This is a genomic window from Marivirga arenosa (assembly GCF_030503875.2).
GTDB lineage: Bacteria > Bacteroidota > Bacteroidia > Cytophagales > Cyclobacteriaceae > Marivirga > Marivirga arenosa.
Genome location: NZ_CP129968.2, coordinates 3,097,184 through 3,122,829 on the forward strand (window position 1 = coordinate 3,097,184; position 25,646 = coordinate 3,122,829).

Sequence of the window (25,646 nt, forward strand, 5' to 3'; positions counted from 1 at the left end):
AATCATCAATTATAAAATCAGTTTATACTTTATACTGTAATAAAGGTTTTTATACTTTTGTTACATGAATCAAATGAATATAGAGCAGAGCTCACTAATTTCTCAATTGCAACAATATCTTGAAAATGTTGAAGTAAGAACAGATTTTGAACTACAAGAAATTTCTGTTAATAAACTTTATGAGCATCATGGAGAAGAATTTGAAGAATTAGCTGATGATCTTGATTTTAGTTTAAAGGATCTTTTAAATAAAGATTTAAAGTTCAAATTTGAATTACTAAATCTGCAGCCTAGCAATATGAATCTATTTTTAGATCCTGAATATCATTTCAACCGCTACAGATTGAAAACCTTAAGGAACATAATTTATGATAAGATCCCATTTATGGATATTCAAAAATGGCGAAGCTATTGCAGGTCAAAAGAAAAAGAAGCATATAAAGGAGGCTTAGTAAAAGGAATTTGGGATCATAAGCTTGCAAAGGATATTTTTGGCAACTCTGAGGAGCCAGGTTACTTTGGCGATAATGGGAGTTCTGGTTGGAAACTCATTGCAATCGCAAACTACTGCCTGGATTTATATAGTAAAGATCAAAACTTACAATTTATAAGGCTTTGCCCATATGATAGTTTTATGAGCAATGGTCAAATTGAACTGCTGGGAAATTCTCTTAAACTGAGAAAAAATGAGAAAGCTATTCAAAAAATGTTAAGTCGGAAAATAGGTTTCCCGCTACCAAATGAAAATGATAAAAAAGAAGATGAATAAAATCAGAAAAGCGAATAAGAATAGTTGATTATTAATAATATAATCTAATTCATTCTTTCTGCTTTTCTGATTATTGTTCTATGAAATATGGAGTGAATTCATCAGCTTTAATTATATCGCCTCCTGATGCAGCTTTTGATTCTTATGATTAAAATGATACCCTGCATAGCTTATACTTAAACCACTAACGATTAAAATAAAGAAGGTAGACCAACTGGTAAAGGACATGATTTCAGCCTGATGAAGAACAAAAATTAAAGAAAAGGCCATAAATAAAATTCTAACCACTTCCATTCCTAATGCCCATCTTTTAGATTCTAGAATACCGCTCCAACTGATAATCATCATGAATAAACCTGATGAGAGGATGAATCTTTCCCAAAAACTAAGCGGTAGATTCATATTGATAGTAAAAGACATAAAAGCAAGCCCTATAATAAGCTGGACGATTAAATAATTTTTACTATTCTCAAGAGAAGAACTTTTATACTTTACTTGCTCAGATTTGTTGTATCCTATTACAGATGGTAATGGCTCGTCTACTAAATCCGCAGGTCTCCAACCAGTAGGCATAAACCAAATCCTTAATTTATCCTTAAAACTTTTTGTGTTTTTGGCATCATCCCATAACTGCTTCCAAAACTGAAAATTTAAATTAATAGGATGCCATGTTCTGGGAGGGTGAGTAACTCCATAGCATACTTCTTCTTCCTCAGGTTCAAAAGAACCAAATAGTTTATCCCAAATAATAAGGAATTCGGAGAAGTTCTTGTCAATATATTGTGGATTTACACCGTGATGCACACGGTGATGAGATGGAGTTACAAAAAATTTCTCAAACCATCCCATTTTTTTAATAAGTGAAGTATGATGCCAATAAGCTAATAATAGATGAACAGCAGCCATTGCATAAACTATTTCAGGCGAAAACCCTATTACTACTAATACCCAATCAAAAAACAAAAACTGAAAAAGTCTTTGAGTAAAACTAGCCCTTATCCCTACAGATAAATTCATTTCCTCAGAAGAATGGTGCGCCATATGCGCTGCCCAGAAAATATTAATAGAGTGACCCAAACGATGAAACCAATAGAATATAAAATCTTGCAGCAATAATAAAAGTACCATAGTATACCAAGTAACTTCTATCCGGAATGGTGTTAACTCGAATAAAAAGCCGTACCACTTATAGACAAAGAAAGCGACTGCCAGATTAATACATTGATTCCCAATTCCAGTTCCCAAATTGGTAATTGTATCCTGAAAGGGGTAATTTTTCTTTTGAAAACGTAATGTGATTATAATTTCAATTAAAAAGAGTAAAACCACTATCGGTGTGATATAGGTGTAAACGTTCATAACATATAATTTAAATGAGAGTTGCTTTAAATACTTCTTAAAAGTTATTAAAAGCTACTTTTCCAAATAAATCAAAGTGGTTAAACACTATTTCATTATGGTCAAAAATGGAGATTTGGGACGAAATTGTATTTTTGTAGGGGCGAATTATTCCTTCTTTAAGCCAGAAATTGCTGTATAATACTTTCCTGATAGAGGTATCTCTGAATTATAATACTTAAGAACCAAACTAGCTTTTTGTCTATGACCTTTCAACTGTTGAATATACCAGGGAGCAATAAGATAGGACCGATGACAATAGTGGAGGTGCTTTACTTGCTTTTTCATACTTGATAAAGTACTTCTCATAAGTATTTCCTCAACATCACTTTTTTCGTTTAAAAACACTATTCTAACGTAATTATCTTCAGCTTTTATAAAAATTAATTGAGTGAGTTTTATTTTTAATGTGTCATTTTGATTTTTGCCTAGTAGTAAAACTTCGGGGTTTTTAATTTCTTCATGGGATATTATTTCACCCTTAGTATACCTAACATATGCGAGTAAGGGTAGCAATAGCAAAGCTATAGGAAGTATAAATTGATATGAAAAAGTAAATAAATAGTCCCAAGTGATTGCACTCTGCTTAGTTACTAAAATATCATAGGAGTAAACCAAAATTGATGATAACAAAAAAAGACTGAGAAAGTACAGTAGTTCAAAAATAAAAATCCAATACTTTTTCAGTTTGAACACTATTAACCTCTCTGCTGTCAACAGTAATAAATCTGCTATAAAAATGCACATTCCATAACCCGCTAACATTAAATTTTTAAATGGTAAATATTTTTCGCCCGTATCAAATGGTTTTAAAAATAATAGAATAAAAATAACTAAAATGGTTAATACTAGACTGATAGCTAAACGCAGTCTTAATTTGTAAATCCAAGGATATCTTTTTGTTAGTGAAAAATCAGACATTGTGATAATAAACGAATTGGATTATGCATCATTTAAAGAATAAAACTAATCAATTAAATCTTAGCAATCCACCGCTTGAATTAAACGAAAATAAAGTATTTCATTGCAGGAAGTGTTTCTTATTTAATGAAGCAAACTTATTTTCATTGAAATAAATGACCTTAAAGAAAAAAAAGAATTAGATGTTCTATTTCTTTTCAACACAATAGGGTGCATACAGATTGTTGAAAAATTGATACTAAAATAGACTTTTATAGAAACCTATATAATTTGTAAAACCAATAGAAGCCTTTGCAAAGCAAATGCATCCTTAAATTAGATATGTAGTTTCAATGAAAACCTCAAAAGACAAAATAAATTAAAATCACCTTAACAAAAGTGGTTAAAATCGTTTATTCATTTTATGAAGAAGTATCTACTTGTCCTCACAGTCTTTTTAGTACCAAATCTAATTCAAGCACAGTGCTTGGAGCAAAATCAAGCCTATAAAGCAGGCGAAGAAATCTGGTATGATGTAAAATATAATTGGGGAATTATTTGGGTAGATGCAGGAGAGGTGATGTTTGCAGTAGAAGACGCAAAGTGGGAAGGTTATGATGCTCATTGGTTTAAAGGCTATGGTAGAAGCATGCCAAAATGGGATTGGGTATATAAGGTAAGGGATACCTTTGATGCTATTGGTACCCTTGAACAATTAAAACCTCTTTATTTTCATAGAAACACTAGTGAAGGGAGCTATAAAGTCAATAATAAATATTGGTTCGAAAAAGAAAAAAACGTCATTAAGACAGAAGTTTACAATTCTGATGCGGAAGAAACCACAACAAAAACGGTCAGCTATGATGACTGTATTTGGGACGTACTTTCAGCAATCTATTATGCAAGAAATTTAGACTTTACAAACTACACTACCGATCAAAAAATACCCTTCAATCTCATAGTAGATGGAAAAGTTCATAACCTGTTTGTTCGATATCTAGGAAAAGAGCAATTGGAAATGCCAGATGAAAAAGTCTATAATACTATAAAGTTTAGCGCTCTTTTGGTTGATGGGACTATTTTTGATGGAGGAGAAGACATGACAGTATGGGTGACTGATGACCAAAACAAAATACCACTTAAAGTTCAAGCAAAAATTCAGGTAGGTTGGGTAAAAGCCTTTCTTAAAAAGACAAAAGGGTTGAAATATGGTGATATTACTCCTCTCAATCCCTAAATTGCAGTCTGATTATGGAACAGCAAATTATTAATAATATAGCAGAAATTTGTCATCAACATGGTATAGAAAAAGCCATTATATCCCCTGGTAGTCGAAACGCTCCACTTACCTTGGCTTTTGCACGTCACCCTAAAATTCAATGTTATTCCGTAAGTGATGAAAGATCAGCCGCCTTTATTGGAATGGGTATGGCTCAAGCAGATCGTAAAACTGTAGCTCTGATTTGCACTTCTGGATCAGCTGCTCTAAATTATGCTCCAGCTATAGCTGAAGCCTATTTTCAAGAAATACCACTTTTAATTATTACAGCAGACCGACCACCTGAATGGATTGATCAATGGGATGGACAAACTATTCGACAAGAAAACATTTATGGTAAACATGTAAAAAAAAGCTTTAATCTTCCAGTCGATTTAACCCACAAAGATGCACAGCATCAAACTTACAGATTTGTAAATGAAGCTCTTATAGAAAGCAGTTCAAATGTGTATGGGCCTGTTCATATCAATATTCCATTTCGTGAGCCCTTTTATCCTGAAAAGGATACGCCATGGAAATATGATAATGAAGTACCTCTGATTAAAAAGTTTAGCGGTACAAAATCATTATTAGCTTCAGAGATTAAATCCATTCAAGATGAGTTAAAGCAATATTCAAAAATAGCCATTGTTTTAGGTCAGGAGCAATATGAAAACGAATTTTTAATTGAATTAGATCATATTACCCAAAAGCTCAATATACCCATCTATGCAGATATCATCTCCAATGGACACCGCTTAAAAAATGCTATTCATTTTACTGATACCATCGGCTTGAGAATCCTTAAAGAAGGAAATCATGATTTAATTCCAGAATTAGTGATTAGTTTTGGAAAAAGTATAATATCCAAAAACCTAAAGTTATTTCTAAGAAAGAATGTCAACACGCAATGGCATATAAAAGAACATAATGCTTTCATAGCTGATCCTTTTCAAGCCATAACAAAACAAATTGAAATCAATCCACAATATTTTTTAGCTGTATTGAATAAAGAATCTTCTCAGCAGTTTTTAAAAGATTGGAAAGATCAAAATGATCAGGTATCGACTATAACTAATAAATTTTTAGCAACTCAAAAATTCAATGAATTTTCCATTCTAGCAGAATTAATAGATAAAATCCCTGATAAAAGTAATTTGCACTTAGCCAATAGTTTAAGCGTACGGTATGCCAATTTTATTGGCCTTAAAAATAGAACTGCAATTAAAGTTTGGGCAAATCGTGGAACAAGTGGTATAGATGGTTCTACAAGCAGTGCTGTAGGACATGCTATTTCAAAAGAAAAAGAAGCTCATTATTTAATCACTGGAGATGTGGCCTTTTTCTATGATAGAAACGCATTTTGGCATAAATATCCTTACCCAAATTTGAAAATTATACTATTAAATAATCAAGGAGGATCTATTTTCAGAATGATTAAAGGTCCAAAAGAACAAGTGGAATTGGAAGAGTTTTTTGAAACTGAGCAAAGATTAAATGCAAAAAGCTTATGCAGTGAATTTGGCATTGCACATTTCTCAGCGCATCATGAAGAAAGCTTTGAAACCATCAAAGAGAAATTCATGAGTTATCCTCACGCTGCAATTTTAGAAATTAAAACTGAAAGTAAAACCAATCAAAAAATATTTGAAGACTTTAAAAATCAATTTTTATCATGAGTGAAATCAAGTGGACTACTGTAAAGGAATATCAAGACATTACCTATAAAAAAGCGAATCACGTAGCACGTATTGCATTTAACAGACCAGAAGTTAGAAATGCTTTTAGACCCTTAACTACTGCGGAATTATTTGATGCCTTATTGCATGCTAGAGAGGATGACGACATAGGCGTAGTATTATTATCTGCTGAAGGTCCATCTCCAAAAGATGGCAAATATGCCTTTTGCAGTGGCGGAGACCAGAAAGCAAGAGGTGAACAGGGCTACGTAGGAGATGATGGAGTGGCACGTTTAAATATATTAGAAGTGCAGCGATTAATACGCTTTATGCCTAAGGTGGTCATCGCAGTTGTACCAGGATGGGCTGTTGGAGGGGGCCATAGTTTACATGTTGTCTGTGATATGACATTGGCCAGTAAAGAACATGCAATATTTAAGCAAACAGATGCTGATGTTACCAGCTTTGATGGGGGTTACGGTTCTGCCTACTTAGCAAAGATGGTGGGGCAGAAAAGAGCGAGAGAAATATTCTTTTTAGGTAGAAATTATTCAGCACAAGAGGCATACGATATGGGAATGGTAAATGCAGTAGTACCTCACGAGAAATTAGAAGATACCGCTTATGAGTGGGCGCAAGAAGTTCTTGGGAAATCTCCACTATCTGTTCGTATGCTGAAATTTGCTTTTAATGCTACCGATGATGGCATGGTAGGACAGCAAGTTTTTGCTGGTGAAGCCACTCGTTTGGCATACATGACAGAAGAAGCTAAAGAAGGAAGAAATGCATTTCTAGAGAAAAGAAAGCCTAATTTTGAGAAGTTTAAAAGGGTGAGTAATTGAGAAAAGATTTTAGATTCTAGATTTTAGAATCTAGATTTAAAGAAAGGTCTTGGCTAATAGAAGCTAAGGCCTTTTTCTTTATGGAAATTTCAGTATAAATATAAAACAAAATCAGATTTTCAGGTTACTTTATAACGAAGCTAATATTGCAATGTAAAAGTAAGCTTATCTAAAGTAGCAGTAAACTCAAACAACGCAATCACAGAATGGACCATCAAAAAGATCAGTTAAGTTTCAGGAACAAAATCCTTTGGCAGCTGATTAGTCGTATAATTATTAAATAATATTTCTTAAAGTGCAAGCAGATTTTAAAAGAGCAACTGAATTCATTCAACAGTATTACCAAGAGAATAAGTTAGCAAATGTTGATGACCGGCTGAGTGAAATTCAAAATGAAATTGAATTATCCGGCACTTATACATTAAGGAATGAGGAATTAAACTATGGATGTAAATTAGCTTGGAGAAATAGTAATCGTTGCATTGGCAGACTTTTTTGGAACAGCTTAAAAATTAAAGATAAAAGGGAACTGACGTCTGAATTGCAAATATTTGAAGCTTTGAAGAGTCATATTAAATATGCTTTTAATAAAGGTAAAATCCGTTCTGTAGTTTCTGTTTTCAATCCTCAAAACATTAAAGTATATAATCAACAATTAATTAGATACGCAGGCTACCGCTTAAAAGATGGTTCTGTAAAAGGGGATCCCGAAATGGTCGAATTCACCAGTTATTGTATTAAGCTTGGGTGGAAAGCTAATTTTGGGGAATTTGATGTTTTACCTATTGTAATACAACTTCATGATTATAAACCTGTTCTATTTGATTTACCAAAGGATATTATTCCTGAAGTTAAACTGGAACACCCACGTTATTCATGGTTTAAAGATTTAAAATTAAAATGGTATGCCGTTCCCATTATCTCAAATATGGTTTTGGAAATTGGTGGGATTCAATATCATACAGCACCTTTTAGTGGGTGGTATATGTCAACAGAAATTGCATCAAGAAACTTAGCTGATAGTTTTAGGTATAATAAACTACCTTTAATAGCTGAAAATTTAGATTTAGACATTTCTAAAAATAAAATTTTATGGAAAGATCATGCTTTGTTAGTCTTAAATGAAGCAGTTCTTTATTCATTTGAAAAAGCTGGTGTTCAAATTGTTGACCATCATTCTGCTTCTGAACAGTTTATGAAATTTGTGAAATTAGAGCAAAAAAATGATCGTGAAGTCACTGCTGATTGGAGTTGGATTGTCCCTCCTATGGCTTCAGCCTCATTAGAAGTGTTTCATAAGGAATGGAATAATCAGGTAAAAAGTCCTAATTTTTATTATCGATCGCCTTTCTGGCAATCAGGAGAAGAAAAACAATCGCAACATTCTAAATGTCCTTTTCATATCGATTCAATGCATTAATGTTTATTATTATATTCCTCTAAACACTGATCCAAAGTACTTCCGTTTATGTGAATACATTGACAAAATTCAATACCCTTTTCTTCATTAATAGTATTAACGAATTGCTTTTTACAATCTTTTAGCGAATTTCTAGGCCTAAAATCATATCCGAACCTAGCAACAACTACAGTAAATGCAACACAGGCAATCACAAACAGACTAAATAACCAGGGAAACTTATTGCTGTATTTTTTAGATTTCCCTACATGAAGCATGTCTAATCTTGATTTAATTGGTAAAAGAAATTGTAGTTTATTATAATGCCAGACTAATAAAAACAGATTGGCGAGAACCATTAAGGGAGAGGTAACTAATGAACCTTCAAAACGAACTGCAATAGATAAAATGCAAATATTTAAGATGATAGGGAAATAGATCAGAGCACCCAAAAATACCGTCCTGGGTATTATTAATAAGATGGCTGCTGCTACTTGAGCATAGCCAATAAAAGTATAATAAAAGCCCGTATGATGCAGTGCTTCCAAATAAGCTCCCATTGGATGCAAAATTGATAATCCGCTAGCAAACCTCTCCCCTATAATCTTCACAAAGCCTGCCACAATAAAAGCATAGGCTAATACTACTCTACAGAAGATTGAAAACAACCAATACCACCTATTGCTTTTTGCTTTGAGATAGGTACGAAAGAACAATGAGGACAAACCCATAAATTAACTCTAAATATGCTATTAAAATTTACTAAAGTAATTATAAAAATGTCTGAAAATCACCTTTTATTAAATAGTTTATCTCTTAATTCATTCCTATTCTCCCTTCTCTCCTGTCTCCTTTCCTTTCTTTCTTTTCTTCTTTTTCTTTTTTCTCTTACCTTTTTTCGTTTAGCTTTAGTTTCTTTGGACAAAACGTAGTGTATTGAAACAGTCACAGGAAAATCAAACCAATTAGATTGATTGATATTGTAAGAAGGTTTTACATCTGAACCAAGCACCACTGGTATTGCTGGGATTTTCCATTCGACTCCTCCTACCAGATCATATCCATAATTTGAACCTAGTTCTTGCTCTTTACCTGTATGCATTCCTGCCCCAAAATAAAGATTAAAGCCTTCTCCAGTTATTGGTAAATGTAACTTTGGTAAAATCGTAAGTTGATAAGAGTTTGACTGAAAGTCCGCAATGCCTTCCAAACTGAATTTTGAAACAATCCTTTGCTTAGCACTTATTCCAAAGCTTGATTCTCCTAGCCTGACACCAACAGCTGCACCATATTTCTGGGCTTGCAAAGCATAAACTATGATAACCAACAATAAGGATAATATTATCTTTTTCATGCGGGTAAAACGAAGAGATCAACATCTAAGTATTGGTTATAAAAATAGGTAGACAAAAAAAATACCAAGCCTCTTTAAGGACTTGGTATTTAAATATCGGTTAAATAAACTTTTATCTTCTTCCTCTTATGATTTCAACCCAACCGCTTTGAGTATTTCCATCTACTGTTAATTGGTAGAAGTAAACTCCATCAGGGTTGTCCCCACCATCCCAAAGGTTGCTATTTCTATAGTTACTATCTCTGTAAACGATAGTACCATTTCTGTTTGTAACTACCAATTCAGCACCATTATCAGGTAGATTTAAAATTCTGAAGAAATCATTCTTACCGTCATTGTTTGGAGTAAATACGTTTGGAATGAATGGACTTCTATCGAAATCAACTGTAATATCAGAAGATCCCTCTCCATCAAATACTAATTTACTACCATCCGTTCCACATCCGAATGTATCATAGTATTCAATCTCATACACACCCGGTAGCAAATTATCAAATGTTATAGTCTGATCAGCTCCAAAATCTATAGGTTCTTCTGGTAAGATATAATCTGCACTATTATTTCCACCTAAAGGAGTTAATAAGAATATTTGAGCAGAGTAACCATTTGCACCAGAAGTTGGCTCTACTAATCTAATACTAATTGAACCATTCGCTTGATCTGGTCTTGTAGTAGGCATAGGATTCATATCCGCTCTTTCCCTTTCTATTCCTGGAGGCAAGTTTGGTTCAGGTACAAGCTCTACATTCAATTGATTTACTGGAGCATCAATAAAAATGGCTGCATTTTCAGACTCAATTACACTATTACAATTGTCAGGCTGTTGAGTCAATTTGATAATATAATCCCCCCTTGCAACCATTCCATAAAGACTTTGATCGATTAAGAACATTCTGCTTTCCGGAATTGAATTCAATGTGAAAATTTGAGTTGGATCAACATCATTCCCTTCATACACTTCAATATTCAAAGGAATAGTTTCATCTGCTACAATATTAGATATTTCAATTGAACCAGACTCTTGGAAACAAGCTACATCATTCGCTTGAATATCAAAAGTAGGGATAATAGCGCCACCGTTTATGGTTACAAAATTATCTGCTGAACAAGCTTGATCATCATCAGTTGCTCTTATTGTCCAACGATATCTAGCTCCTTTTTCAAAAGGAACATTATTATCTAAATCAAATTGAGAAATCGTAAACTCTCTACTTCCATTTGTATTGATATTCAACACATATTCTGAAGTGGTAGTATCATTTACTTTATTTATTATTAAATTATATGGACCAGGAACATTATCAATTGTGGTTTGATCAATGGTTACTAATATTCCTTCAGGCTCATCCACACAATTATTAGTAGGATTTATTTCAACTACTTCCGCTCTGATTTCATTCGGAGAAACAATTGATCTTATATCAAATGTCTCTGAGCAACCAGTAGCATCAGTGATGGTTAATTCATCTGCATTTCTAGCTAAACCTGAAATATTTCTATCGCTATCTAATTCAACTAAGTCACCATCAATTGAATATACATAAGGTGCAACCCCTCCTGTAACCTCAGGTACTTTAATTACTCCAATTTCTTCTGCAGTTGTACAACTCGCTTGAGTTACCAAAGTAATATTTGCATTACCTACAAATTCAATAGGTTGACTTAGATGTTGAATATCGATAGTTATGGATTGTTCACATTCTGAAGTACCTCCTTGATCACTCACAAGAATACTTCTTTGTGCTGTTAAACCTGTGATTGGTTCTCCAGATATGAATTCATTCCAAATAAATCCATCTAAAGAATAAAAGCCACTTCCAATACCATCCAATTCAATCGTAACTGAACCAGTATTATCACCAAAGCAAACCACATCAGTTTTATCTACGACAGTGGCAGTAAATCCTCCAGATCTTTCGATATTGAAGTTTCTACTATTTGGCTCACATACTCCAGGATTATCAATATTAGTAACCACTAATTCAAATAGACCTAATGTATCCAATTCTAATGTCCATGATCCCGAATCAGTTGTAATAGAATCAATAACCACTTCAGCAGTATCTAAAATTTGATACAGATACTCCCCTTCTAACTCAAAATTGATTAAGATTTGAGCAGTAGTTGTATTACAACTTGGTTCTACTACTGTTAAATCAAGAGCACTATTAGAAACCTGAGTAGGTTCATTTATTATAATATTCTTAACAGTATCTATCTGACATCCTCCAGTATTATTAAATGCAATACCATATTTAGCTGGAGCTAAATCAGTGAAAAGACCAGTATTAGTGGTATCTAATGGTGCATCAGTTGAATCTAATAATACAAAATCAAATGTACCATCTATAGTAACCTGGATTTGCCCAACAGGATTATCACAAGTTGCATCAGAAGTATTGATTAACGGTAAAATTGATTGCTTTTGACCCACGAGCACAGATATGGTATCTTCACAACTATTTACTAAATCTTTTAGAATCACCTCGTAATTTCCAGCGAAGAAAGTAGTATCAATTTGCGCCAAATTACCACTACCTGGATTCCCTAATTTTATGGAGAAGGTATCCATAACTACTGAGTTGATCGTAATATCTAAGGAATCTACATTACTTACTGATTGTAAAAACAAGAACACTTCACCATCTTGAACACCTTGACAAGTAGCATCTTCAGTTATTGCTGTAAATTTGGTGTCTTCGCATTCGAAATTTAAGTAATCTATAGTAACCGTCTCTGAATCTGTCGCACATGCTAAGGTTCCATTTACCGTATACGTGAATTCATAAATTCCTGTACTTGCAATAGAAAGGTCTACTTCACCAGTATTTACATCAAAGCTAGGGTCAGTACCACCTGCATTACTAGAAGATGTTAAAGCCCAGGTTCCACCTGTATCTTCATTATCTAATAGAGTAAATAAATCAAAAGGACTATCTCCTGTTGAAAGATTTACCGAAGGAGCTGTATTAAAAGTACCAGCACTTGGTGCCAATTCATAGGTAATAGTAATATCCTCAAATGTTTCAGTACATATATTATTATCGTCTGTAATAGTCCACCTGATAACATAATCACCTGATACCGTTAAATCATTAATACTAAAATTAGTATTTTCAATGTTAGCATCATCAAAATCAGCTACAGCTCCTGCTGGTGAGCTAATAATTGACCATGTCCCTGTTTCGTCTACTCCACTTGCATTACCAGATAATGCTACAATACCACTACAGGTTTCAATATCCGTTCCTGCATCAGCAATTGTAATATCTTTTCTTGTAATTACTATGGTATCACTATCAGAACAATTTGTTAATGTATTTTCTAAAATCCAAGCTAAAGTATAATCACCAAGCTCAAATAAATCTTCAAAACTTGTGGTAGGACTGGTTGGATCAATAATATTAGCAGTTGCTCCTGCAGGCTGACTTACAATTTGCCATTCACCAACTTGGTCAGCTGCTAAGGCATCCGCATAAAGTTGGATTGTAGGTAAGCAAATAGTAGAATCTGCTCCAGCTACAGAAGTCGGTGGAGTTGGCGCAGTAATTGTAAATATATTACTCACTATTGTACAACCAGCATCCTCAATTGTCAATTGATAATCACCAGCTATATCTAATCCAGTTAAATCTTCAGTATTTGGATCTGTAAATCCAGCTGGGCCTGTCCATGTAAATGTAGTTGGACCTGTAAATGAACCAGTAATAGCCACGTCAATAGCACCATCTGTACTACCACAGGTGGATATATTAGTTATAGAAGTAGCAGAATTATCAATATCAAATGGCGCATTTTCATTTAATAACTGATTTAAAACCACTTCACAAGTCGTAGAATTGTCAGTTATGGTAATTGTATAATTTCCTTGACCTAATCCTGTTAAATCTACAGTTTGAGGGCCAGTCACGGCTACTACAGTACTAGTAACTGGTGGATTTATCCCGTCATCATAAGTAACATCAAAATCATTACCTACATCCGTTACTTCCAGTGAAATAACACCATCTGTTGCACCACAATTAGGTTCAGTAAATGAATTTACTATAGCAGCAATTTGATCAGCTGGGTTAATAGTAAATGTTTCAGAATCTACACATGGACCTTCTTCTACGAAAATTTCATAGTTACCTGGTGCTAAAGATGAAAAGCTATAAGTAGTTGAAGGGTCAGCATCTGATCTGTCCACTTCCGTAGAAGTATTTGTATCTACAACATAATAGTTAAACGGTCCTACACCTGTAGTCACTTCAAAAGTTATGGAGCCATCATTTACTCCACACTGCGTTTGATTTGTTGTAGTTGTAATTCCACCAACTAATGTAGCTGGAGCCACTGTAAACGTTCTTGAATCAGTACATGCTCCGTCTTCGACAAACACTTCATAATCTCCTGGTGCTAAGGATGCAAAGCTATAGGTAGAAGATGGGTCAGCATCTGATCTATCTACTTCTACTAAGGTATTTGTATCAACAATATAGTAATTATATGGTCCAGTACCACTTCCTATATCAAAGCTTACAGCACCATCATCAAGCCCGCATTGAGATTGATCAGTAGATGTGAAGTTATCAATTGTAAATAGTATCGGTTCGTTTATTACAAATGATGCAGTAGTTACACAGCCTGTATTATCTGATGTAACTGTAACGTTATATGTTCCACCTTCTACGCTAGTGATATCTCCATCTGAAACACCAGTTAGTGTATTTGTATATCCATTAGGACCTGTCCAATCAAAGGTAAAAGTATCAGTTCCACCAAAGCTACTTGTTACAGTAAGGTCAATACCACCATCTGAAACACCACATCCAGAGGCATCTGACACAACTCCACTTAAGGAAATAGCACCTATATTTATCTGTACAACAGTTGACGCATTGTTGCAACCTCCTGAGCCTGGTACTGTATAAGTAAAAGTGTAAGTACCTACTGCAGCTGCACTTAGATCTACATCACCAGTAAAAGGACTAACTGTTAAAGAACTAGGGCCAGTTGTTTGTGACCATACTCCCCCTCCATCTTGACTACCATCTAACATACCAAATAAATCGTAGCTGGCAGGAAAATCGCATACATTTGCAGGAGTTTGTGCTGTTCCTGCATTCGGTAAGGCATTCACATTAACTGTTAAAGTCGCTACTGCATCTATACAGCCTGCTGAGGTTACTGTATATATAAAATTATAACTACCTAATGCTGTAGTCAAATTCGCTGTTCCCGTGCTTCCATCTCCTCCTTGAGTTAATATACTCGTGGCTGGGTTGCCTGGATCCTCCGTCCATGTACCATTCAACGCTTGTGGCGTTCCGTTTAATGCACTGAATAAATCAAAAGCTCCCTCATCTGAACACGCATCTACCGTAGTATCTAAACCTGCATCTGGTGCATCACTTACGGTTATCGTTACATCCGCTGTCGCTGGTGGACATCCTGGCGAGGTAACCTCGTAGGTAAACACATAAACCCCTGATGCTACTCCATCAAAGTCTGCTGTTGAAGTAGAACCATCGCCTGGTTGGCTAATCGTTACCACCTCCGGATTGGTTCCCGCTGCCGTAAAGCTTCCTGTTAAATCTGGTGTACCGCCTAATACATTATATAAATTAAACGATGCATCATTATTACATGCATTCGCTGCATCCGCTGTTCCTGCATTCGGTAAGGCATTCACATTAACTGTTAAAGTCGCTACTGCATCTATACAGCCTGCTGAGGTTACTGTATATATAAAATTATAACTACCTAATGCTGTACTCAAATTCGCTGTTCCCGTGCTTCCATCTCCTCCTTGAGTTAATATACTCGTGGCTGGGTTGCCCGGATCCTCCGTCCAAGTTCCATTCAACGCTTGTGGCGTTCCGTTTAATGCACTGAATAAATCAAAAGCTCCCTCATCTGAACACGCATCTACCGTAGTATCTAAACCTGCATCTGGTGCATCACTTACGGTTATCGTTACATCCGCTGTCGCTGGTGGACATCCTGGCGAGGTAACCTCGTAGGTAAACACATAAACCCCTGATGCTACTCCATCAAAGTCTGCTGTTGAAGTAGAACCATCGCCTGGTTGGCTAATCGTTACCACCTCCGGATTGGTTCCCGCTGCCGTAAAGCTTCCTGTTAAATCTGGTGTACCGCCTAATACATTATATAAATTAAACGATGCATCATTATTACATGCATTCGCTGCATCCGCTGTTCCTGCATTCGGTAAGGCATTCACATTAACTGTTAAAGTCGCTACTGCATCTATACAGCCTGCTGAGGTTACTGTATATATAAAATTATAACTACCTAATGCTGTAGTCAAATTCGCTGTTCCCGTGCTTCCATCTCCTCCTTGAGTTAATATACTCGTGGCTGGGTTGCCTGGATCCTCCGTCCATGTACCATTCAACGCTTGTGGCGTTCCGTTTAATGCACTGAATAAATCAAAAGCTCCCTCATCTGAACACGCATCTACCGTAGTATCTAAACCTGCATCTGGTGCATCACTTACGGTTATCGTTACATCCGCTGTCGCTGGTGGACATCCTGGCGAGGTAACCTCGTAGGTAAACACATAAACCCCTGATGCTACTCCATCAAAGTCTGCTGTTGAAGTAGAACCATCGCCTGGTTGGCTAATCGTTACCACCTCCGGATTGGTTCCCGCTGCCGTAAAGCTTCCTGTTAAATCTGGTGTACCGCCTAATACATTATATAAATTAAACGATGCATCATTATTACATGCATTCGCTGCATCCGCTGTTCCTGCATTCGGTAAGGCATTCACATTAACTGTTAAAGTCGCTACTGCATCTATACAGCCTGCTGAGGTTACTGTATATATAAAATTATAACTACCTAATGCTGTAGTCAAATTCGCTGTTCCCGTGCTTCCATCTCCTCCTTGAGTTAATATACTCGTGGCTGGGTTGCCTGGATCCTCCGTCCATGTACCATTCAACGCTTGTGGCGTTCCGTTTAATGCACTGAATAAATCAAAAGCTCCCTCATCTGAACACGCATCTACCGTAGTATCTAAACCTGCATCTGGTGCATCACTTACGGTTATCGTTACATCCGCTGTCGCTGGTGGACATCCTGGCGAGGTAACCTCGTAGGTAAACACATAAACCCCTGATGCTACTCCATCAAAGTCTGCTGTTGAAGTAGAACCATCGCCTGGTTGGCTAATCGTTACCACCTCCGGATTGGTTCCCGCTGCCGTAAAGCTTCCTGTTAAATCTGGTGTACCGCCTAATACATTATATAAATTAAACGATGCATCATTATTACATGCATTCGCTGCATCCGCTGTTCCTGCATTCGGTAAGGCATTCACATTAACTGTTAAAGTCGCTACTGCATCTATACAGCCTGCTGAGGTTACTGTATATATAAAATTATAACTACCTAATGCTGTACTCAAATTCGCTGTTCCCGTGCTTCCATCTCCTCCTTGAGTTAATATACTCGTGGCTGGGTTGCCCGGATCCTCCGTCCAAGTTCCATTCAACGCTTGTGGCGTTCCGTTTAATGCACTGAATAAATCAAAAGCTCCCTCATCTGAACACGCATCTACCGTAGTATCTAAACCTGCATCTGGTGCATCACTTACGGTTATCGTTACATCCGCTGTCGCTGGTGGACATCCTGGCGAGGTAACCTCGTAGGTAAACACATAAACCCCTGATGCTACTCCATCAAAGTCTGCTGTTGAAGTAGAACCATCGCCTGGTTGGCTAATCGTTACCACCTCCGGATTGGTTCCCGCTGCCGTAAAGCTTCCTGTTAAATCTGGTGTACCGCCTAATACATTATATAAATTAAACGATGCATCATTATTACATGCATTCGCTGCATCCGCTGTTCCTGCATTCGGTAAGGCATTCACATTAACTGTTAAAGTCGCTACTGCATCTATACAGCCTGCTGAGGTTACTGTATATATAAAATTATAACTACCTAATGCTGTAGTCAAATTCGCTGTTCCCGTGCTTCCATCTCCTCCTTGAGTTAATATACTCGTGGCTGGGTTGCCTGGATCCTCCGTCCATGTACCATTCAACGCTTGTGGCGTTCCGTTTAATGCACTGAATAAATCAAAAGCTCCCTCATCTGAACACGCATCTACCGTAGTATCTAAACCTGCATCTGGTGCATCACTTACGGTTATCGTTACATCCGCTGTCGCTGGTGGACATCCTGGCGAGGTAACCTCGTAGGTAAACACATAAACCCCTGATGCTACTCCATCAAAGTCTGCTGTTGAAGTAGAACCATCGCCTGGTTGGCTAATCGTTACCACCTCCGGATTGGTTCCCGCTGCCGTAAAGCTTCCTGTTAAATCTGGTGTACCGCCTAATACATTATATAAATTAAACGATGCATCATTATTACATGCATTCGCTGCATCCGCTGTTCCTGCATTCGGTAAGGCATTCACATTAACTGTTAAAGTCGCTACTGCATCTATACAGCCTGCTGAGGTTACTGTATATATAAAATTATAACTACCTAATGCTGTAGTCAAATTCGCTGTTCCCGTGCTTCCATCTCCTCCTTGAGTTAATATACTCGTGGCTGGGTTGCCTGGATCCTCCGTCCATGTACCATTCAACGCTTGTGGCGTTCCGTTTAATGCACTGAATAAATCAAAAGCTCCCTCATCTGAACACGCATCTACCGTAGTATCTAAACCTGCATCTGGTGCATCACTTACGGTTATCGTTACATCCGCTGTCGCTGGTGGACATCCTGGCGAGGTAACCTCGTAGGTAAACACATAAACCCCTGATGCTACTCCATCAAAGTCTGCTGTTGAAGTAGAACCATCGCCTGGTTGGCTAATCGTTACCACCTCCGGATTGGTTCCCGCTGCCGTAAAGCTTCCTGTTAAATCTGGTGTACCGCCTAATACATTATATAAATTAAACGATGCATCATTATTACATGCATTCGCTGCATCCGCTGTTCCTGCATTCGGTAAGGCATTCACATTAACTGTTAAAGTCGCTACTGCATCTATACAGCCTGCTGAGGTTACTGTATATATAAAATTATAACTACCTAATGCTGTAGTCAAATTCGCTGTTCCCGTGCTTCCATCTCCTCCTTGAGTTAATATACTCGTGGCTGGGTTGCCTGGATCCTCCGTCCATGTACCATTCAACGCTTGTGGCGTTCCGTTTAATGCACTGAATAAATCAAAAGCTCCCTCATCTGAACACGCATCTACCGTAGTATCTAAACCTGCATCTGGTGCATCACTTACGGTTATCGTTACATCCGCTGTCGCTGGTGGACATCCTGGCGAGGTAACCTCGTAGGTAAACACATAAACCCCTGATGCTACTCCATCAAAGTCTGCTGTTGAAGTAGAACCATCGCCTGGTTGGCTAATCGTTACCACCTCCGGATTGGTTCCCGCTGCCGTAAAGCTTCCTGTTAAATCTGGTGTACCGCCTAATACATTATATAAATTAAACGATGCATCATTATTACATGCATTCGCTGCATCCGCTGTTCCTGCATTCGGTAAGGCATTCACATTAACTGTTAAAGTCGCTACTGCATCTATACAGCCTGCTGAGGTTACTGTATATATAAAATTATAACTACCTAATGCTGTAGTCAAATTCGCTGTTCCCGTGCTTCCATCTCCTCCTTGAGTTAATATACTCGTGGCTGGGTTGCCCGGATCCTCCGTCCAAGTTCCATTCAACGCTTGTGGCGTTCCGTTTAATGCACTGAATAAATCAAAAGCTCCCTCATCTGAACACGCATCTACCGTAGTATCTAAACCTGCATCTGGTGCATCACTTACGGTTATCGTTACATCCGCTGTCGCTGGTGGACATCCTGGCGAGGTAACCTCGTAGGTAAACACATAAACCCCTGATGCTACTCCATCAAAGTCTGCTGTTGAAGTAGAACCATCGCCTGGTTGGCTAATCGTTACCACCTCCGGATTGGTTCCCGCTGCCGTAAAGCTTCCTGTTAAATCTGGTGTACCGCCTAATACATTATATAAATTAAACGATGCATCATTATTACATGCATTCGCTGTGCCTGCCGTTCCTGCATCTGGCCCCGGATCAACCGTAATTCCTGTGATACTAGTGGTACAACCATTATCATCAGTGATTGTAACATCATATGATCCTGGAGATAAACCGGAAATATCTTGGGTTGTTGCTAAATTACTCCATGAATAGAAATAATTACCTCCTCCATCAGGTGTCCCGCCTGAAACATCTATATCTATTGAACCAATACCAGTGTTATCACAATCGTTAACAACTGTATTAACGCTAGCCGTTAATTGAGTGGGCTCATCAATAACAAAACCAAATAAACCATCAGTTACTTGTATCGTGGGGCAACCCGATTTAAATACAACAACTTGAAATGAAGATGGATATAAATCTGAAAAAACAACCGTTCTTCCATCTCCACTAACTGTCCTAGTTACGCTTAAAGTAACAAAACTTCCAATATTATTGTCAAATAATTCAAAATTAAATGGAGGTGTTCCATCTGTAATTTCTACAGTAATTGTTCCATCATTAGCGCCAAAACAACTAATATCAGTGTGACTTTTATTAGCAGCTACAGCAGTAGGACATTGACTTTTAGCTTCATAACTGAAAAATGAAACTAAAATAAATACAGCTAATAAGCTTTTTATAAATTTGTAAAACTCCTTCATACTCTAATTACTTTGACCATTAAAATCTATTCCTGTCGGTCCACCTAATGTGATTGGTTTATCGCAATTCTTCTTATATATGTAAACTGTATACCTTCCTAGTTTAAGATTAGAAAATACAACCTTTGATTGATTTTTATTAAAAAAAACTTTTTTCTCTTCAGTTATCTTACCTTCATTCAGATCGTACAATTTGAGTGTAAATTCATTAGCTGAATTAGATAAGTTCTTTAACGACAATTGAAAAAAATCATTTTCAACTTCATTATATTCAAAATTAAAGTTTATATCACAATCTTGGGCATTAGTGGAAAAACTAAACAGAAAGAAAAAAGCCACTATTAAAAGGCATATATGAGTTAATTTACTTCGCATTTTAAACACATTTAATTTCAAAAGTAAAAAAAGAATTTCTTTTTAAACTACAAATCTAAACCCTTTTGGTACATGTATCATAATTTTATCGAAAGAATAATATAATTCCTTAAGATTAGATACATACGGAGACAATTCCCCAACTAGATTTTTTATCAATTCAAATATAAGTGATCCAATAATATAAACAATAAAAAACAAGTAAAACTTTAAGTACTATAACTTAACTTTCTATAAAACAGTATTTTATATCGATAATTAGAATTTTTACAAATATATATTAATTAATGTTTCTACTTCAATTAGCAGGTTCAATTTTATATCTTTGCAGAAAATTGATCAATTTTTAAAAATTAAACATACATAAATATGGCTTTTGATATAGACATGATTAAAGCTGTTTATGCCGGAATGAGTAAAAAAATCGAAGCGGCAAGACAGGTAGTCAACAAACCTTTAACTCTATCAGAAAAAATCCTTTATTCTCACTTATGGGATGGAAATGCTAAAACGGCATTTGAAAGAGGGAAATCTTATGTGGATTTTGCTCCAGATAGAGTAGCAATGCAAGATGCCACTGCACAAATGGCATTATTACAGTTTATGCAAGCTGGAAAAGATAAAGCAGCGGTTCCCTCAACTGTACATTGCGATCACTTAATATTAGCTAAAGAAGGAGCAAAAGAAGATTTAAGAAGTTCATTAACCGCTTCTGGTGAGGTATTCAACTTTTTAGAATCCGTTTCAAACAAATATGGAATTGGTTTTTGGAAACCAGGAGCTGGTATTATTCACCAAGTAGTCTTAGAAAATTACGCATTCCCTGGCGGTATGATGATAGGTACTGATTCTCATACTGTTAATGCTGGTGGTTTAGGCATGGTAGCCATTGGTGTTGGTGGTGCTGATGCTGTAGATGTAATGGCGGGTATGCCTTGGGAGCTGAAATTCCCAAAATTAATCGGTGTTAAATTAACGGGTAAAATGAACGGTTGGACTTCAGCTAAAGATGTTATTCTAAAAGTGGCTGGAATCTTAACCGTAAAAGGTGGAACAGGATCTATTGTAGAATACTTTGGCCCTGGTGCTCAGTCATTATCTGCTACTGGAAAAGGGACTATCTGTAATATGGGCGCTGAAATCGGTGCTACTACCTCTACTTTCGGATATGATAATGCAATGGAGCGTTATTTAAGATCTACCGATAGAAATGATGTAGCAGATGCTGCTAATGAAGTTAGAGAACATTTAACTGGGGACGATGAAGTATATGCTAATCCAGAGCAATATTTCGATCAAGTAATTGAAATCGATTTATCTACCTTAGAGCCTCACGTAAACGGTCCATTTACTCCAGACAGAGCAACTCCTATTTCAGAATTAAAAGCTGAAGCTGAGAAAAACGGTTGGCCTACAAAAGTGGAGTGGGGATTAATCGGATCATGTACCAATTCTTCATATGAAGATTTATCAAGAGCTTCATCTATAGCAAAACAAGCGGTTGAGAAAGGATTAAAAACTAAATCAGAATTTGGTATCAACCCGGGTTCTGAACAAGTTAGATATACGGCAGAAAGAGATGGTTTACTAAAAATATTTGAAGATTTAGACGCCACTATTTTCACTAATGCTTGTGGACCGTGTATTGGTCAGTGGGCGAGAACAGGTGCGGATAAAGGTGAGAAAAATACTATTGTACACTCTTTCAACAGAAACTTCTCAAAAAGAGCAGATGGAAACCCTAATACTCATGCATTTGTAACATCACCGGAAATGGTGGCTGCAATTGCAATAAGTGGTGATTTAGGATTTAACCCTTTAACTGATACCTTAACTAATGAAAAAGGTGAACAAGTAAAATTAGATCCTCCTTTTGGTGCTGAGCTACCTGAGGAAGGTTTCGCAGTAGAAGATAATGGTTACCAAGAGCCGGCTAAAGATGGTAGCAATGTTGAAGTTAAAGTTGCTCCGGATTCAAAAAGGCTACAATTATTAGAAGGATTTGATGCATGGGATGGTAAGAATATCTCCGGTGCTAAATTATTAATTAAAGCTTTAGGTAAATGTACTACCGACCATATTTCCATGGCTGGTCCTTGGTTAAGATTCAGAGGTCACTTAGATAATATCTCTGATAACTGCTTAATTGGAGCTGTAAATGCTTTCAACGAAGAAACTAACAAAGTAAAAAGCCAGATTACTGGCGAATATGGTGCGGTTCCTGCTACTCAAAGAGAGTATAAAGCAAAAGGAATCCCAACAATTGTAGTGGGTGACCACAATTATGGTGAAGGTTCTTCTAGAGAACATGCTGCAATGGAGCCAAGACACCTTGGAGTAAAAGCTGTCTTAGTAAAGTCATTTGCTCGTATTCACGAAACAAACTTGAAGAAGCAAGGAATGCTTGCTTTAACATTTGAAAACGAAGCAGATTACGATAAAATTCAGGAAGATGATACATTCAACTTTACTGACTTAGAATCATTTGCTCCAGAAAAGCCAATCACTATCGAGGTAGTTCATGCTGATGGAAGCAAAGATGTAATCAAAGCAAACCATACTTATAATGATACTCAAATAGGTTGGTTTAAAGCGGGCTCTGCTTTAAATAAAATTAAGGAAGAAGCTGCAAAAGCTTAATCATTTAATAAACTCCAAATTGAAAAGGTTATCATTTAATATGATAGCCTTTTTTTATACCCTATTTAAACTCAATCTATATTTAGATACAATCCAATTTCATATTAGGATTTAGGTCAACTAAATTGGTTTATATTATGTATAATGCATAAAGAAAAAGAAAAAAAATCATGAAAGATATAATTACACCTAAACGTTCATTAACAGAAGAAACTGAAAAGAGATTAAATGAACAGATAGTAATGGAGGGAAAATCTTCTGCCTACTATCTATCTATGGCCTCTTGGTGCGAAACTAAAGGCTATGAAAATTCAGCTAAATTTTTATATGAACATTCTGATGAAGAAAGAGGTCATATGCTTAAATTATTTAGCTACATAAATGAAGCAGGTGGACATGCTTTACAACCTGCCATCACAGACATAAGACATGAATTTAACAGCTTAAGAGAAGTTTTTGAGTTGATACTAGAGCATGAAATAAAAGTAACTAAATCAATTCATGAACTAGCTGATCACTGTTTCACAACTAAAGATTTTACAACTTTTAATTTTCTACAATGGTTTATCACTGAGCAAAGAGAGGAAGAAACCATCTCAAGAAGAGCCTTAGAAATATTTGATATTATTGGTGAAGAAGGTATGGGATTATGGCATATTGATATTGAACTAGGCAAGCTTCATGGAATTGAATCCACTGGAGAATCACAAGTCTAACAAATATTTAAAAAGCAAAAAACCTCATAGTCATACGATTATGAGGTTTTTATTTTTTGCATCCATTCTAAAACATCTTGCATTAAGTTCTTAAAATCAACATCATGATGAATCTCATGCTTAGATTCAGGATAACTTTTAAAAGAAAACAATTTATTATCCTTAGATAAACTTTCAGTAGCATCGTGGGAAATTATATTATCCTTTTGCCCATGAGCCATAAAAATAGGATGTTTAAATTTACCGGTATTATGAATCAGGTACTCACCTCCTTTTGAAATGGAAGAAAACAGCTTTGCCGAAATTTTACTATGAATTAATGGATCATTCTGGTATTTCTTTACCTCCTCCTCAATACTTGAGATATCATTTGCATCCAACTCTGTTGATTGAATTAAGGCAGGTATAATATCAGCCACCCAATTTCCTAAATTCACCTTCCATTTTGGAGGTTCAAATGCTAATTTAATCCAGGGTGAAGTTACGATTCCTGCTGTAAGTTCGTCTGACTGATCATTTACCATATAATTCAGCACAATATTACCTCCCATACTATGACCATACAGGTATAGATCAGCTTCTAAAAAGCGGACCCTTACTGATCTTATAAAATATTCAACATCTGTCAAAAGCTGATCTAAACTAGGTGCATGCCCCTTTTTACCTTCAGAATTTCCATGTCCTCTTAATGTTAGAGCACATACTGCAATATTTTTCTCATTGAAGTAATTAGCTACTTTACTAAAGCGTCCAGCATGTTCACCGTGTCCATGTATAATTAATATTATGGAATCAGGATTCTCAGAATGAAAGTATTCCTGAGTTTCTAATTTTAAATTATCCGAACTATGGAAATGATTTATTTTAGGAATCATGAATGTTATTTTAGAATTAAAAAAATGAAGGCAGCAAAAGCAGCACCTGAAAGTGGGCCCACAATAGGAATCCAACTATAAGACCAATCACTGCTTCCTTTTCCTTTAATAGGCAAAAGCTGATGCATTATCCTTGGGCCTAAATCTCTAGCTGGATTGATTGCATAACCAGTTGTCCCTCCTAATGCCAAACCAATTACCCATACTAAAATAGCCACAGGTAAAGCTCCTAAATCACCTAATCCAATGGGAGTTTCATCATGATTCATGAGCTGAGCGGGTGTTGAAAATAAAATCACTATAATCAAAACAAAGGTCCCAACAAACTCGGAAATAAAATTAGTCTTTACATCTCTGATTGCGGGTGCAGTTGCAAATGGAGCAAATAAGAGCCCTTGATCATCCGTTTCAAGAAAATGTTTCTGGTAGATTAACCATGCTACAAAAGAACCAACTGCCGCCCCAAGAATTTGAGCCGGTATATAGATCCAAAGTAAATCCCAGGCAAAATCTCCCGTAATAGCTAAGGCTAAACTAACAGCAGGATTTATGTGTGCCCCACTATACGGGCCCGCAACCACCACGGCTATAAAAACACCAAATGCCCAAGCAGTAGTAATTACCATCCAACCAGACTGACTTCCCTTAGTTTTGGGAAGTACAACGTTAGCTACTACTCCTGAACCCATCAAAATCAGTAAAAATGTTCCTAAAAACTCTGCTATAAAATAATTTGTCATGA

The 25,646-nt window shown here is 36.3% G+C and carries 15 protein-coding genes; 7 read left to right on the forward strand and 8 right to left on the reverse strand.

All coding sequences use genetic code 11. The annotated features are described in order from the left end of the window. Positions 1 to 64 precede the first annotated feature (64 nt). Positions 65 to 769: a DUF7255 family protein gene (locus QYS47_RS13325; protein WP_308356198.1), complete on the forward strand. Its 705-nt coding sequence runs from the start codon at positions 65 to 67 to the stop codon at positions 767 to 769. 111 nt (positions 770 to 880) lie between these two features. Here QYS47_RS13325 and QYS47_RS13330 read toward each other — a convergent pair whose 3' ends face one another. Together QYS47_RS13330 and QYS47_RS13335 are read right to left on the reverse strand one after the other, a co-directional pair. Continuing rightward, complete coding sequence (locus QYS47_RS13330) at positions 881 to 2,128, reverse strand: sterol desaturase family protein (protein ID WP_322346699.1); 1,248 nt, start codon at positions 2,126 to 2,128, stop codon at positions 881 to 883. A 147-nt stretch (positions 2,129 to 2,275) separates the two neighbouring features. Next, a complete protein-coding gene (locus QYS47_RS13335; protein WP_322346700.1) occupies positions 2,276 to 3,088 on the reverse strand; it encodes a LytTR family DNA-binding domain-containing protein in 813 nt (270 codons plus the stop codon). A gap of 403 nt (positions 3,089 to 3,491) precedes the next feature. Between QYS47_RS13335 and QYS47_RS13340 the strand changes: the two genes are divergently transcribed. The 4 genes from QYS47_RS13340 (at position 3,492) to QYS47_RS13355 (ending at position 8,266) form a co-directional block, all read left to right on the forward strand. Then, positions 3,492 to 4,304 (forward strand): DUF3108 domain-containing protein, encoded by an 813-nt coding sequence (locus QYS47_RS13340; RefSeq protein WP_322346702.1) that lies wholly within the window; start codon positions 3,492 to 3,494, stop codon positions 4,302 to 4,304. 14 nt (positions 4,305 to 4,318) lie between these two features. Then, positions 4,319 to 6,004 (forward strand): 2-succinyl-5-enolpyruvyl-6-hydroxy-3-cyclohexene-1-carboxylic-acid synthase, encoded by a 1,686-nt coding sequence (gene menD, locus QYS47_RS13345; RefSeq protein WP_322346703.1) that lies wholly within the window; start codon positions 4,319 to 4,321, stop codon positions 6,002 to 6,004. Then, positions 6,001 to 6,846 (forward strand): 1,4-dihydroxy-2-naphthoyl-CoA synthase, encoded by an 846-nt coding sequence (locus tag QYS47_RS13350; RefSeq protein ID WP_322346704.1) that lies wholly within the window; start codon positions 6,001 to 6,003, stop codon positions 6,844 to 6,846. The genes menD and QYS47_RS13350 overlap by 4 nt, the downstream gene beginning before the upstream one ends. 295 nt (positions 6,847 to 7,141) lie before the next feature. Then, a complete protein-coding gene (locus tag QYS47_RS13355) occupies positions 7,142 to 8,266 on the forward strand; it encodes a nitric oxide synthase oxygenase (protein ID WP_302124078.1) in 1,125 nt (374 codons plus the stop codon). Here the strand turns inward: QYS47_RS13355 and QYS47_RS13360 are convergent. The 4 genes from QYS47_RS13360 to QYS47_RS13375 form a co-directional block, all read right to left on the reverse strand. After that, complete coding sequence (locus QYS47_RS13360; protein WP_322346706.1) at positions 8,263 to 8,976, reverse strand: DoxX family protein; 714 nt, start codon at positions 8,974 to 8,976, stop codon at positions 8,263 to 8,265. The two genes, QYS47_RS13355 and QYS47_RS13360, sit on opposite strands and share 4 nt — an antisense overlap. Positions 8,977 to 9,035: 59 nt before the next feature. Further along, a complete protein-coding gene (locus QYS47_RS13365; protein ID WP_302124074.1) occupies positions 9,036 to 9,599 on the reverse strand; it encodes a hypothetical protein in 564 nt (187 codons plus the stop codon). A 112-nt stretch (positions 9,600 to 9,711) separates the two neighbouring features. Beyond that, positions 9,712 to 20,298, reverse strand: a complete 10,587-nt coding sequence (locus QYS47_RS13370) for a T9SS type B sorting domain-containing protein (RefSeq protein ID WP_322346708.1) — start codon at positions 20,296 to 20,298, stop codon at positions 9,712 to 9,714. Positions 20,299 to 20,301: 3 nt separating this feature from the next. Continuing rightward, positions 20,302 to 20,673, reverse strand: coding sequence for a hypothetical protein (locus QYS47_RS13375; RefSeq protein ID WP_322346709.1), 372 nt, complete (start codon positions 20,671 to 20,673; stop codon positions 20,302 to 20,304). A gap of 369 nt (positions 20,674 to 21,042) precedes the next feature. Between QYS47_RS13375 and QYS47_RS13380 the strand changes: the two genes are divergently transcribed. Both QYS47_RS13380 and QYS47_RS13385 read left to right on the forward strand, forming a co-directional pair. Beyond that, positions 21,043 to 23,313 (forward strand): aconitate hydratase, encoded by a 2,271-nt coding sequence (locus QYS47_RS13380; RefSeq protein WP_322346712.1) that lies wholly within the window; start codon positions 21,043 to 21,045, stop codon positions 23,311 to 23,313. A gap of 170 nt (positions 23,314 to 23,483) precedes the next feature. Beyond that, positions 23,484 to 24,029 carry a ferritin gene (locus QYS47_RS13385; RefSeq protein ID WP_302101466.1) on the forward strand — a complete coding sequence of 182 codons (546 nt, stop codon included), beginning with the start codon at positions 23,484 to 23,486 and terminating at the stop codon, positions 24,027 to 24,029. Positions 24,030 to 24,067: 38 nt separating this feature from the next. Here the strand turns inward: QYS47_RS13385 and QYS47_RS13390 are convergent, their stop codons facing one another. Continuing rightward, complete coding sequence (locus QYS47_RS13390) at positions 24,068 to 24,904, reverse strand: alpha/beta hydrolase (protein WP_322346713.1); 837 nt, start codon at positions 24,902 to 24,904, stop codon at positions 24,068 to 24,070. A 5-nt stretch (positions 24,905 to 24,909) separates the two neighbouring features. Next, positions 24,910 to 25,644, reverse strand: a complete 735-nt coding sequence (locus QYS47_RS13395) for an MIP/aquaporin family protein (RefSeq protein ID WP_308356183.1) — start codon at positions 25,642 to 25,644, stop codon at positions 24,910 to 24,912. Positions 25,645 to 25,646 lie beyond the last annotated feature (2 nt).